The sequence below is a fragment of the Staphylococcus sp. FSL K6-3157 genome, assembly GCF_038005145.1.
GTDB lineage: Bacteria > Bacillota > Bacilli > Staphylococcales > Staphylococcaceae > Staphylococcus > Staphylococcus equorum.
Window position 1 is genome coordinate 2,350,328 of record NZ_JBBOSM010000001.1, and the last position, 12,992, is coordinate 2,363,319.

11 protein-coding genes are annotated in these 12,992 nt (G+C 32.8%); 4 read left to right on the top strand and 7 right to left on the bottom strand.

The window, feature by feature from the left end:
* Positions 1 to 7: 7 nt before the first annotated feature.
* The 4 genes from MHB47_RS11450 to MHB47_RS11465 all read right to left on the bottom strand — a co-directional run bounded on the left by MHB47_RS11450 (position 8) and on the right by MHB47_RS11465 (position 5,183).
* The gene (locus MHB47_RS11450) at positions 8 to 1,327 is read right to left on the bottom strand and encodes an ABC transporter substrate-binding protein (protein ID WP_340756785.1); all 1,320 of its coding nucleotides are present in this window, start codon (positions 1,325 to 1,327) and stop codon (positions 8 to 10) included.
* Between the two features lie 13 nt (positions 1,328 to 1,340).
* On the bottom strand, positions 1,341 to 2,582 hold the full coding sequence (locus MHB47_RS11455; RefSeq protein WP_340756786.1) for an ester cyclase: 1,242 nt from the start codon (positions 2,580 to 2,582) through the stop codon (positions 1,341 to 1,343).
* A 249-nt stretch (positions 2,583 to 2,831) separates the two neighbouring features.
* Positions 2,832 to 3,908 carry a branched-chain amino acid aminotransferase gene (locus MHB47_RS11460; protein ID WP_046465042.1) on the bottom strand — a complete coding sequence of 359 codons (1,077 nt, stop codon included), beginning with the start codon at positions 3,906 to 3,908 and terminating at the stop codon, positions 2,832 to 2,834.
* Between the two features lie 318 nt (positions 3,909 to 4,226).
* Positions 4,227 to 5,183 carry an NAD-dependent epimerase/dehydratase family protein gene (locus MHB47_RS11465; protein ID WP_340756789.1) on the bottom strand — a complete coding sequence of 319 codons (957 nt, stop codon included), beginning with the start codon at positions 5,181 to 5,183 and terminating at the stop codon, positions 4,227 to 4,229.
* A gap of 464 nt (positions 5,184 to 5,647) precedes the next feature.
* Here MHB47_RS11465 and MHB47_RS11470 point away from each other — a divergent pair, with 464 nt between their 5' ends.
* The gene (locus tag MHB47_RS11470; protein ID WP_046465040.1) at positions 5,648 to 5,884 is read left to right on the top strand and encodes a hypothetical protein; all 237 of its coding nucleotides are present in this window, start codon (positions 5,648 to 5,650) and stop codon (positions 5,882 to 5,884) included.
* 103 nt (positions 5,885 to 5,987) lie between these two features.
* Here the strand turns inward: MHB47_RS11470 and MHB47_RS11475 are convergent, their stop codons facing one another.
* A complete protein-coding gene (locus MHB47_RS11475; RefSeq protein WP_277583364.1) occupies positions 5,988 to 6,473 on the bottom strand; it encodes an SRPBCC domain-containing protein in 486 nt (161 codons plus the stop codon).
* A 420-nt stretch (positions 6,474 to 6,893) separates the two neighbouring features.
* On the opposite strand from MHB47_RS11475, the gene MHB47_RS11480 reads away from it, so the two are divergent.
* Positions 6,894 to 7,901, top strand: coding sequence for a fatty acid desaturase (locus MHB47_RS11480; RefSeq protein ID WP_002508485.1), 1,008 nt, complete (start codon positions 6,894 to 6,896; stop codon positions 7,899 to 7,901).
* Positions 7,902 to 7,988: 87 nt separating this feature from the next.
* Here the strand turns inward: MHB47_RS11480 and mmuM are convergent, their stop codons facing one another.
* Positions 7,989 to 8,891: a homocysteine S-methyltransferase gene (gene mmuM / locus MHB47_RS11485; RefSeq protein ID WP_340756792.1), complete on the bottom strand. Its 903-nt coding sequence runs from the start codon at positions 8,889 to 8,891 to the stop codon at positions 7,989 to 7,991.
* Positions 8,892 to 10,229: an amino acid permease gene (locus tag MHB47_RS11490; protein WP_340756794.1), complete on the bottom strand. Its 1,338-nt coding sequence runs from the start codon at positions 10,227 to 10,229 to the stop codon at positions 8,892 to 8,894.
* A gap of 284 nt (positions 10,230 to 10,513) precedes the next feature.
* On the opposite strand from MHB47_RS11490, the gene MHB47_RS11495 reads away from it, so the two are divergent.
* Both MHB47_RS11495 and MHB47_RS11500 read left to right on the top strand, forming a co-directional pair.
* Complete coding sequence (locus MHB47_RS11495) at positions 10,514 to 11,758, top strand: Glu/Leu/Phe/Val family dehydrogenase (RefSeq protein WP_002508488.1); 1,245 nt, start codon at positions 10,514 to 10,516, stop codon at positions 11,756 to 11,758.
* Positions 11,759 to 12,032: 274 nt separating this feature from the next.
* Positions 12,033 to 12,977 (top strand): agmatinase family protein, encoded by a 945-nt coding sequence (locus MHB47_RS11500; protein WP_002508489.1) that lies wholly within the window; start codon positions 12,033 to 12,035, stop codon positions 12,975 to 12,977.
* Positions 12,978 to 12,992 lie beyond the last annotated feature (15 nt).

Genomic DNA, 12,992 nt, shown 5'->3' on the forward strand with positions numbered 1-12,992 from the left:
TCACGCCTTATTTATTGTCATAATATCCTTCTGAGTCTAATAATTTTTCAATTTCTTTAGCAGCTCTATCTAAACATTCTTTGACGTTATCCCCAGTAGCCATATTTGAAATTTCTCTACTTAAAATATCTGAAATTTTCGGCCATACTCTTGATATTGGAAGTGTTTTAGAACTTTCAAAACTGTCCCCTGCAATATTAAATAAATCATCACCTTTTTCATTTAATTCTTTATCTCTAAAATTCTTTTTCTGAGAAATATCGGTAGAAAATTCTTCTTTGGGAACTTTTTTATCAAGGGAATCAGATACAATTTCTTTTTCATTTTCTTCCTTACTAAGCCATTTCATAAATTTCCATGATGCTTCTTTATTTTTAGAATCTTTCATCATACTTATAGGAAATGTAGACACATTGGAAACTTTTTTTCCATTATCCCAAGAAGGCATAGGGACTACACCGACATTATTTTTAACATCTTTAGCAGAATCACTAGCATTAAAATCTGAATACACCCACCACCATCCTATCCACATGGCTGACCTTCCTTGTTTAAAATTGGTTCTTGCATCTTGTTCAGCAAATTGGACTGAGCCTTTAGGTGCATAACCTTTTTTTAATAAATTAATATATTCATTAGTAGCTTCTACTCCTTGTTTATTGTTAAATATCGGTTTCATATTTTTGTCAAAAATAGCTCCATTATTTCCCCAAAGGTAAGTAGCCCACATATAAATATTTTGACCATTATTTCCTGACTGATAATAAGGAGCTATTGCTTTCAAATCAGTATTTTCAACGATTTTTTTGCTGCTCTTATTAAATTCATTCCATGTTTTTGGTGGAGAGATTCCCAACTTTTTGAAAACGTCTTTTCTATAAAATAGTAATTGAACATTAGATCGTAATGGAATCCCATACACTTTATCACCATAGGTTGAGAGTTTTACTGCAGATTCTGGAAATCTTTCAAAAAAACTTTTATTAGTATATCCATTAAGTGGTTCCAAAAATGTTTTTATTGAGGGGCCCATAACATCTGGATATGTAACAATATCAAACGTGGAATCCCCTGAAATTCCTTCTGTGGTAATCCTATTCAGTAAATTTTCATATGGGACTTTCACAAACTCAACCTTAATTCCTGTTTCTTTTGTGAAAGTTTCACTTCGTTTTTGCCACGCATTAAATTGTCCTATATTCCCTTCAGTAACAGCTATGGTTATTTTTTCTTTATACTTACCATTTTTTTCTTCTACATCACCATTAGCACAAGAAGTAGTAAATAATAGAATAAGAATAAAAAGTAAGGAAAAATACTTTTTCATATTATTACCCCTTTTACGAGACACCAGTAAAGTTGCCATCTTCAAAATTTTCTGAATTTTGTTCGCTCTTTTTCTCCTCTTCATCAGACTCTGTGTAAACTTGTCTTAATACATCTAAGCCATCAAATAACATCCATTCTTCTTCTACTTTCTCAGACCTTACCTTATAATGATTTACTCCATTTATTTCAATATTTTTCCCACTAGGTTTACCAAAATAACCAATACCCCCATGTATCCCTTGAATTCTCCATCTTACTGCTACATCCCAATTACCTTCTCCTTCTCTTTCATTACATGTAACACGATCAATTAACACTTTTCCATTAGGTATTGATGAAAATAAATTCAGAAATGTACCTTGTATTTCACTATGACCAACAGCATCAATATTACGAATATAATGTAATACAGAATTTTGTTGATAAAAATCCTTGACCTTGTTCAACGATTTTCTTGACCATATCTTGGCAAATAAATCGAGTATAAAATCACCAATTTCAAATTCACTATATTTTTTTTGATACTTTTCTGGTGGTAGTCCTTCTTCAGCAGACTGAGAAATATTAAATTGTAAATTCGGCGACAAGGTTTTTGTTTGTTTAGCGACTCTCTTAGCAATTTCAATCGGATCAAACCCTAATTGTTCAACTAGATGATAAGTATCCATAACTAGCCATTCTTCATAAATTTTATTGTTATGGATTAAACAATCTGCTGTAGTTCTAAACATAACTTTTTTACCAGTTGCTGGTCCGTACAAAGTATCACCAAGATTAGTTCCTACTGATTTACCTCTATGTGAGGTAAAAAAACCGTCTTTATCATTTCCAGACCATATGACACTATATCCTAGACCGGATCTATCTGGGAAGGAATGCAAGGTTTGTAATGTTCCAGAAATAACTTCATTAACACCATGACTATTTACTAATCCTCTATGAATCTGGACACCATAACTATATGTGTCATAAATTAAACCTATATCTTTCTCCTTCCAAATTTTTCTAGTTATTTGAACGATATAATCAACTATATTCTTATATTCCCCAAATCCATTCATAGATTGTTCTTTCATGTCTTTAGGATTTAAATCTAAATATCCTTCATCATCCATTGAATCAATCATATTTACTGATTTAGCATCTGCATAAAAAACTAGAGAAGACTGTACGTTGTTTTGACTACTTTTAGTGTTTTTGTAATTATTTTCATTTTTCAAATCTTTATTTTCTGTCATAAAATATACCTCCATAAATTTACCTTTTTTATTCTTTTGCATACGTATTCAAAAGGTTAAAAAGAATACTAAAGTAAACGCTTACAATTGTCAAATTTAAATTTAAGAGAATATTTACTCTTAAATTGAAAATAATTCTAGCATTTATGACATGCCTACTAAATAAATACTAAAATTAAAGTTGAAAAAGATTAAACATTCGTTTTATCTATAAAATTAAAAAAGCTTCACTGCAATTTCTGCAGTGAAGCTTTTGGTTAGCTATTAATATCTTGGTACAACGACTCTCCAACCTTGTGGGTCTTCAAGTTTACCACTTTGGATACCAGTGTAGTTGTTATATAAATCTTGCGTGATTTTACCAGTTTCATTGTTATTAATCACAATTTCAGTTTCGCCATATTTCAATTGGCCTACTGGAGAAATGACTGCTGCAGTACCTGTACCGAACACTTCAGTTAACTCACCTTTATTATGTGATTCAATCAATTCATCAATCGATACACGACGTTCTTCTACTTCATAGCCTAAATTGCCAGCTAATTCAATGACTGTTTTACGTGTAATACCAGGTAAAATACTACCGTTTAATTCTGGCGTTACAAGTTTGCCATTCTCTACGAAAAAGATGTTCATACTACCTACTTCTTCTACATATTTTTGCTCTACACCATCTAACCAAAGTACTTGGTCATAACCTTGTGCTGAAGCATTTGTTTGTGCTAATAAACTTGCCGCATAGTTACCTGCGACTTTAGCGTGACCTACGCCACCACGAACAGCACGTACGTATTCATCTTCTACATAAATCTTAGTTGGACTTAATGACTCGCCACCATAATAAGAGCCTGATGGTGATAAAATGATAAGTAATTTATAAGAGTATGAAGGACGTACGCCTAATATACCTTCAGTCGCGAAAACGTATGGTCGTATGTAAAGTGATTGACCTTCACCCTCTGGTACCCAGTCACGTTCGATATCTACTAGTTGTTTTAGACCTTCTAAAACAACTTCTTCATCAACTTTCGGCATATCTAAACGTGATAAAGAGTTATTAATACGTTTAAAGTTCTCAGATGGACGGAATAAATCAACTTCGCCATCATGTTTATATGCTTTTAAGCCTTCAAATACAGCTTGCCCATAATGAAGTGCTTGAGCTGCTGGAGAAAGTTCAATTGGACCATAAGGCACAATCTTTAAATCATGCCATCCTTGATCAATATCGTAGTCGAAACTTAACATATAATCTGTGAAGTATTTTCCAAAACCTAAACCACTTGGATCCGGTTTTTCTTTAAGTGTTTCTCGTTGTACAAATTCAATTTTTTCTGACATGATTTTTCCTCCTAATGTTATTTCCTTGAGTATTACTTTAAATTATACCAATCCACAGGGCACTGTTCAATAATTTTCAAATAATTTCAAATATACTAAAAATGAACACGATTTATTTTCAAAAGTATTTTGTGATTAATAATATCCCAATATGTCTATAAATCACTCGTATATCAACAATACCTATGCAAATATTGATGAATAATTTTTTGTTTTTAAAAATGGCAGAGATTTGGGTCGACTCTTGCGGAAAAGCACTAATCGAAGACTACAAGCTTAAAGCCCTCACTACAGTATGAGTGAGGGCTTTAAATTAGATTATCTTACTGTTTCTTTATCTTCTATAGCCTTTAACATCGTTTGAGTCATTTTAGTTAAATCATATTGTGGATTGAATCCCCATTCTGCACGTGCACAGCTAACATCTATACTGTTTGGCCAACTATTCGCGATAGACTGTCTTACTGGGTCTACATCATATTCCAATTGGAACTCAGGATAAAATTCTTGAATCGCTTCTTTCACCATTTCTGGTTCAATACTCATTGCACTTAAGTTATATGCATTACGATTAATTAATTTAACGCCGTCCGCTTCCATAAGTTGAATAATGGCATCTATGGCATCTTCCATATACATCATATCCATATATGTGTCTTTTTCGATAAAGCTAGTATAACGACCTTCTCTCACAGCTTTGAAATAAATATCTACCGCATAGTCTGTCGTACCACCACCTGGTTCTTTTATGTGAGAAACTAAACCTGGGAATCTCACACTACGTGTATCGACACCAAATTTATCGAAATAGTACTGACATAATAACTCTCCAGCAACTTTATTCACTCCATACATAGACGTTGGTCGTTGAATCGTCACTTGTGGTGTATTCACTTTAGGTGTTGAAGGTCCAAATGCGCCAATTGAACTTGGTGTAAAGAATTGCAAGTTGTGTTCACGTGCTGTTTCTAAAGCGTTCATTAAACCACCCATATTTAAATCCCAAGCAAATAATGGATTTTTTTCAGCAACGCCTGACAATAATGCTGCCATATGCATCATTGTGTCTGGCTTAAATGTCTCAACTAACTCAAACATTCGCGCTTTATCAGTAACATCTAATATTTCAAATGGCCCATCTACAATCGCTGAATCTGCTTCTGGTTGTTTAATATCTGTAGCTAAAACATTATCATTTCCATATAACATTCTACATTTCACTACGAGTTCGGTTCCAATTTGTCCTAAAGCACCTGTAATCATAATTTTTTTCATATTTCTATCTCCCCTTGTGCATTACAGAAACTGCAATGTTTTTCTAGTGCGTACACAGTCCTTATTTTCAACTAAATTATACAATAAAAGCGCTTTATTGTATACATTGAGTGTACAATTTTTAAATGTTTTAGTATTTTAAATTTAAAACACACTCATTCAAACGTAAAAACCCCCTTGCTACCATTAATAGCAAGGGGGTTAATGCACCAACATAGTCTTAACACTTTAAGCAATGAAAGCAAAAGCATTTTATAAACTATATTATTGGATTGAACACACAGTATAATTGAGTTCCGTTCATTAGCTATGCAAACATAATGTTTAATACCCTGCTAATATAGATATTTTGATCATCTATACCACTTTCACAAAATTCATCTCAATAACAAGTACTTTAATGTATATTTTGGACAATAACTGATATTATTAGTAAATAAATATGCAGTGAGAGGGATGACATAATGACTTATTTAATCATTATTTTATTCGCTGTTTTAATCATGTCATTAGTTTTAAGTTATTTTTGTTTTAAAGAAAGTAAAGCTGAAATTGACCAAAGTAAACAAGCGAAACGTAGTGAAAACGAAAGAATAGGCGTAAAGCAACAGTCACATAAAGTACTAACCTTAGGCATCGTGTTACTTGTTTTCAGTGTACTCGTTTTAATAGGTATTATTTGGATTCTAATAGCAATGTAGGTTCATTTATAAAAATTTAAAATGATTTAAATTTCCAAATATATTTAAAAAGACGACCTTTTAGTTATAAGATCGTCTTTTTTGTATGCGATAAACAGCTTTTTTACTTGTCATTTTCTAGTTTTATTTGCGCTTCGATAGCTTCATTTTTACTATCAAAATCATAATCTTGAGAATTGAGCGGTTTCCCCGTTTCTACAATACTTTTTATACTTTCCATATGGAATTGCCAACCTGTAAAATCTAAGATGATGTGTGGAAATTCAAATGGTAAATATTCAATAAATGTTAGTTCCGTTTGTTGAACTTTGCTATTTAATTCAAACTTCACAGTCCCAATATCCCATGTAAAGCCAATCGTCTTAGTTTCTTCAAGATGTGTGATTGTCATTTCCAAATCGTCTTCTTCCTCTAAATGGAAGTACATTTTGCCATTCACTTCTCTTTTTTCAAATGACAATTGTGGAAACCATTGCTGTATTCCTTCAGTAGTACTCAAATAATTAAATATTGTTTCCTTATCTCCATCTATATCTATTTTCAATGTTTGATAAACACCTTGTCCATCTTTTGAATATTGTGTTTCCATATTTAAAGTTCTCCTCTCAATTCAAAGATTATCTAGGAAGAATTTAAATTACTAATTCTTCATGCTAATTTACCTAGACTCATTTAATACGTTTTACCCTTTTTCGTTATAAACTATTACTAATTTACATATATTTATTATATATCTTAAGCAAATTTAATATGAGTAAGAAAAACTGAAATGACGCTATCCATGACCATTTAATTAGTTGCAACAGAGAATTAAATTCACCCATATTTTCCTGTTCAAATCCTTATTCAATGCGTTTTTTGCATTTTCAAATTTCTCATTATTTTAAATTTTTCAATTTTTTTGTATAAATGTTTGTAAATTTCTATTTATTTATATACACTTAGTGGAATACTGGTGAGAGTATGTACTCTATTTTCAACTTATTCAGTAAAAGAAAGTTAGGTGTATATGGAAAAAGATAAGAAAAAGATGTTGAACAAAATGGTAAAACCTTTCGCAAAAACTAACTACACGAAAAGTACAATACAAATTATAAATACATTACTTCCTCTTATTGCAATTTTAGTAGTAAGCGGACTTTTATATAATGTGCATTGGTCATTAGCAATTATTAGTAGTATATTCGCGTCTATATTTTTAATTAGAACATTCATCATTTTTCACGATGCTTGTCACGGATCATATTTAAAAAAACAAAAGCATAATGATTTACTCGGAAACGTAACTGGTTTCCTTACGCTGTTCCCTTACAGAAAATGGCGTAGAGAACATTTAATTCACCATGCTGGTAGCGGTAATTTAGAAAAACGTGGTATCGGTGATATCTGGGTTATGACAGTAGAAGAATATACAGAAGCATCTAAATTCCAACGTTTAACGTATAGAATTTATCGTAACCCACTTGTGATGTTTGTATTAGGACCGTTCTTCTTAGTATTTATTTCTAATCGTTTTAATTCTAAAGACGCTAAAAAGAAAGAACGTATCAATACTTGGATGAACAACATTTTATTATTAGTCGTATACGGTGGTCTAATTTATCTATTAGGCGTAGGTCATTTCTTTGCAGTATTTGCACCAATGATCTTCATTGCTGGCATGTTAGGTATTTGGTTATTTTACATCCAACATACATTTGAAGATTCTTATTTCGAAGAAGCTTCTGAATGGGACTATGTAAAAGCAGCAATTGATGGTAGTTCGTACTATAAATTACCAAAAGTACTACATTGGGTTACAGGAAACATAGGTTATCATCATGTACATCATTTGAATCCTAGAATTCCTAACTACTCTTTAGAGGAAACACATGAAACTGTTACACCTCTACATCATGCAACATCTATTACGCTTAGAGAAAGTCTGACATCATTAAAATTCAAATTATATGATAAAAGTCATAAACGCTTTATCACTTTTAAAGAATTTTCACTTAGAAATAAACAACCATCATAAACACTTAATATTCAAACAAACAACAAAGGAGAAGTGCTTGTTAACCCAAGCACTTCTCCTTTTCTTATTTTGAAACTTCAATTTTAGTTAACTCATGCTATGTCTAATTTTTTTAATGTCCTCTGGTGTTGTTTGACAACATCCCCCTATAATTTGAACACCTTCCATTAACCACTTCGGAACTTGTTCAATAATTTCATCACTGTTAGCATCATTTTCCCATTTTTTGCTATCCGCATTATAATGAGAACCTCCATTAGGATACAACGCAATTGTCTGACTCAAACTAGCTAATCCTTTGTCTAATGATCGATTGATTCCTTTAACTGAAGAACAATTAATACCAAAAATTGGAATAATAGTGCCCTTCTGTTTAATATAATCGATTAGTTTCTCGAATTCTGTTCCATCTGATAAATTTCCTGTGTCATCGACAGTTACAGAGAGCCAAAATGTTTGGTCTTCAGTATAACTCGGTATAATATTTTCTATAATTGCTTGAATCTCTTCAAAATTAGGAACAGTTTCAAACACAAAATCATTTATCCCTCTTGAAATCAAAGCGTTTATGCGTTGTTCATGAAATTTAAAATAGGCTTCTCGACTTATTACATAATTCCCTGTATATTCTGAGCCGTCGCTTAAATATGCGCCATATGGACCCAAACTACCTACAACCACTTGATTATTATTTGTTGCATCCATAACTTGCTCTACCGCTATTGTAAAAAGGTCATCAATTTCCTCATTCTGCATTCCTATATCTGTAAATGTTTGATAACTTGCTTGATATGTACTTGTTAAAATAATGTCGGCACCCGCATTTGTAAAATCTTGATGGGCTTGCTTTATTTTAATTGGTTGATGTCTAAGTACTTCACTAGACCATAACGAAGAATTTAAGTCACAACCAGCTTGTTCTAATGTAGTTGCTAGTCCGCCATCTAAGACAATTGGAGATTGTGTTTTCACTTTTTCTAACAGTCTCATCTATTCTCCTCTTTTCTTATTAAATTTAACAAAATAATAAATTAACGCAATCGCTGCAAACGGTAGCCCGAAATAAAGTGCAGGTGCTTGATTAGAATCAAAAAGCATTCCAACACAAGAAATTAAGCATAATATAAAACCAATAATTGGAATCGATTGGTGTACTTTTAAGCTTCGGTCAATTTTTTTAGCATTAAAATATGCAATACAGATACTCATCCACACGATAACAACTGCTAAACCAGCAATTGAAACTAGAATTACATATAATGAATCTGCTACATACACGCTAGAAAATAAAGCCAATAAGCCACCAATCATGCTAAATAATGTTGCATTCACTGGCATATGATGTTTATTTAGCTTTCCAAACCATTTAGGAAACACACCTTCATTCGACAAACTCCAAATCATTCTGCTCGCAGCATATAATCCTGAATTAGCTGCAGATAACAAAGCTGTTATAATCACTAAATTCATAATGTCACCCGCATAAGGGATTCCCATTTTTTGAAAAATAACAACAAATGGACTTTCTAATGACTTACCTTGATAACTTGGTATTAGAATAGAAATAATAACCATTGTACCTATAAAAAAGACAATAAGACGCCATAACGTTGCTCTAATCGCCTTTGGTATTACTTTTTCAGGATTCTCTGTTTCACCGGCAGCAATGCCGATTAATTCAGTGCCACTAAATGCATAATTCACAGCTAGCATTGTTAAAAACACAGAACCTATACCATTAGGAAAGGTAGGATTCGTATACCTATGTGCAATTGTGTTTAAACCTTCATAACCATCGTAGTGAATAAATCCGATAATTACCAAAAGACCTAAAATAATAAATACTATAATCGCAATAACTTTTACTAAAGAAAAATAAAATTCAACTTCTGCATAAAACCGTGTCGATATAATGTTAAATAATAAAATTAATATAATTGCAATCGTAGCAAAAATATAAACGGGGGTTTCAGGCATCCATTTCTGCATCAAAATACCCACTGCTGTAAATTCAGAACCTAATGCTACGGTCCAAGTTAACCAATAAAACCATGCTACGATATATCCAACAGATGGATGAATGTAAAGACTTGCATATGTATGAAATCCACCTGTAACAGGATGTTTGATCGCTAATTGCCCTAGACATAACATAACGAGATAAACTAAAATTGAACCAACTAAATAAGATAGTACCGTTCCAAATGGACCTGCTTGTTGCAAAGTATATCCAGAACTTAAAAATAATCCTGTTCCAATAACACCACCAAAGCTAAGTAACATAAGATGACGTTGTTTCATTGCACGTTTAAATGATGGTTGTTCCATTAATGTTCTCCTTATCTTCAAGTTCTACACTTTTTAAATATAATTATTCATTCTATTAATTTCTGAAAATTTAGTCAATGTATTTTTTCTCAATTCACTTCCTGCTCATATATTGTCTTTAATGATTCTTTCGTTTTCAAAGAGAATTTCATCTATTTATTCACTGAATTTTCAAACTTTTATAAAAATTCAATCTCTAGTATTGATTTTCAGTCGTAAAGTCTATAACATTTATAGATAAGTAAGTACAAATATTATAAGTAATAGATAGAGGGGAAAATATAATGACAGAACATAATGACTTAGTGAAATCTACCCAAGAAATTACAAAAGAAGCATTACATAAATTAGGCTTTGACGATGGCATGTATGATTTAATCAAAGAACCGTTAAGAATACTAGAAGTCCGTATACCCGTCCGCATGGATGATGGTACTGTTAAAACTTTTACCGGTTACCGTGCGCAACATAATCATTCTGTTGGTCCTACTAAAGGTGGCGTACGTTTCCATCCTGATGTAAATAAAGAAGAAGTTAAGGCACTTGCAATGTGGATGACGATGAAATGTGGTATTACTAACTTACCATTTGGTGGCGGTAAAGGCGGCGTCATCTGTGACCCACGTCAAATGAGCAATCAAGAGCTTGAAAATCTATCTCGTGGTTTTGTTAGAGCTATATCACAATTCGTAGGTCCTGCGAGTGATATCCCAGCACCAGATGTTTATACAAATCCACAAATCATGTCTTGGATGATGGATGAATACAGTAAAATTAATCGTTCAAATGCTTTTGCCTTCATCACTGGTAAACCACTCTCTTTAGGTGGTTCAGAAGGTCGTAACCGTGCCACTGCGCTTGGTGCTGTAATTACTATTGAAGAAGCAACAAAGCGTAGAAACATTGATATCAAGGGGTCTCGTGTTGCGATTCAAGGATTTGGTAACGCTGGTAGTTTTATTGCCAAAATCTTACATGATATGGGAGCAAAAATTGTAGCTATTTCTGAAAGTTATGGCGCTTTACATGATCCAGATGGTCTAGATGTTGACGAGCTTGTAGAGCTTAAAGAAAAACATGGCCGAGTGACACACTTATTTGAGGGCGTCATCCCTAATAAAGAATTATTTGAAGTCGACTGTGATATTCTTATCCCAGCTGCATTATCAAATCAAATTACTGAAGAAAACGCACATGACATTAAAGCAAGCATCGTTGCAGAAGCAGCGAATGGTCCTACGACAAAAGAAGCGACACGTATATTAACAGAACGTGGTGTGTTACTTATACCTGATGTACTTGCGAGTGCTGGTGGTGTAACTGTTTCTTACTTCGAATGGGTACAAAATAATCAAGGCTATTATTGGTCTGAAGAAGAAATAAACAGTCTACTCCGTGAAAAAATGGTAGAAGCATTCAATAAAATCTATGACTTAGCTGAAAGTAGAAAATTGGATATGCGTTTAGCTTCCTATGTTGTAGGTATCAAACGTACAGCTGAAGCTACACGTTTCCGTGGTTGGGCATAAATTTTCACAATATATCAATGTAATAAACATTGTCTTTTCAAAAGCTACACCTTCATTGGTGTGGCTTTTTATTATTATATTTATCTATACAGCTTCCAACAAACCTTCCTACTCCTTTTCACCCCCCTTTCCTCTTCATAATCTAAAAGAATTTATAAATAATCCTCTAATTCATATATATTTTGAATTATTCAATCAGTGAATTTTCTGATTTATTTGAAAAATAAAAAAATACTCTATATAATTATCTACAATAAAGGGGAGGATATAAATTATGAAAAATAATATTTATGGGAATACACCATGTTTTTTAAATAGTAAAAATTTAAATCAATCAAATACTTTAGATACAGATGTAATTGTATATGGAGTACCTTTTGAAGGCGAAAGCACTTGGGGAGATTATACAGGCGTAGAACTTGGTCCAAAGCAAATTAGACTGTCCTCTGCACGTTACAGTCAATATCTACCAGAATTAAACCACATTGATATTAGTGAACACTTATCTATGGGGGATGTCGGTGATGTGCCATTTGTCGCTCATGACAATAAAGAAAGCTATGACAACATTACAGATTTCACTAAAAAACTATGGGAAAGCGAAAAATTCTTAGTTGGTTTTGGCGGCGAACACGGTGTCACTTATCCTATTCTTAAATCATTAACAGAAACTGGTAAAAAAGTCGGCATCATCCATTTAGATGCACATTATGATAATATGCCAGATTATGAGGGTGAAGCTTATGCCCGTAATACACCTTTCATGAGACTTTATGAAACAGACGGTGTACGTAACGAAAGCATTATTCACACTGGTATTCATGGCCCGAGAAATCATCCATCAACAGGACGTTACGCTGAAGAAGCTGGTGCCGTAACGATAACAATCAATGATATCCGTGAATCAAATAATATAAAACAGTTTGCCCGTGACATTTACGCTCAAGCAAGTGCCGATGTAGATGTCGTATATTTAACCATATGTAGTGACGTATTGGATTTTGCTTATAATCCAGGTGGACCTGTCGATGGCAATGGTCTAACGTCCTATGAATTATTAACGATGATCCACGAATTTGGTGCGCTCGGCCTATGTGGTATGGATTATGTAGAAGTTTATCCTATGAAAGATGCCAATCAGAATTCTGCCCATTTCGTTTCTACAGCAGTATTATATGTACTTGCTGGCCACGTCGCTTATTTAAATAAATTAAAATAATCTGAGGAGTGGTTA

Bases quoted from the DNA above. Each gene is read 5' to 3' on its own strand.
- MHB47_RS11450 (WP_340756785.1), bottom strand. From the start codon at position 1,327: ATGAAAAAGTATTTTTCCTTACTTTTTATTCTTATTCTATTATTTACT.
- MHB47_RS11455 (WP_340756786.1), bottom strand. From the start codon at position 2,582: ATGGAGGTATATTTTATGACAGAAAATAAAGATTTGAAAAATGAAAAT.
- MHB47_RS11460 (WP_046465042.1), bottom strand. From the start codon at position 3,908: ATGTCAGAAAAAATTGAATTTGTACAACGAGAAACACTTAAAGAAAAA.
- MHB47_RS11465 (WP_340756789.1), bottom strand. From the start codon at position 5,183: ATGAAAAAAATTATGATTACAGGTGCTTTAGGACAAATTGGAACCGAA.
- MHB47_RS11470 (WP_046465040.1), top strand. From the start codon at position 5,648: ATGACTTATTTAATCATTATTTTATTCGCTGTTTTAATCATGTCATTA.
- MHB47_RS11475 (WP_277583364.1), bottom strand. From the start codon at position 6,473: ATGGAAACACAATATTCAAAAGATGGACAAGGTGTTTATCAAACATTG.
- MHB47_RS11480 (WP_002508485.1), top strand. From the start codon at position 6,894: ATGGAAAAAGATAAGAAAAAGATGTTGAACAAAATGGTAAAACCTTTC.
- mmuM (WP_340756792.1), bottom strand. From the start codon at position 8,891: ATGAGACTGTTAGAAAAAGTGAAAACACAATCTCCAATTGTCTTAGAT.
- MHB47_RS11490 (WP_340756794.1), bottom strand. From the start codon at position 10,229: ATGGAACAACCATCATTTAAACGTGCAATGAAACAACGTCATCTTATG.
- MHB47_RS11495 (WP_002508488.1), top strand. From the start codon at position 10,514: ATGACAGAACATAATGACTTAGTGAAATCTACCCAAGAAATTACAAAA.
- MHB47_RS11500 (WP_002508489.1), top strand. From the start codon at position 12,033: ATGAAAAATAATATTTATGGGAATACACCATGTTTTTTAAATAGTAAA.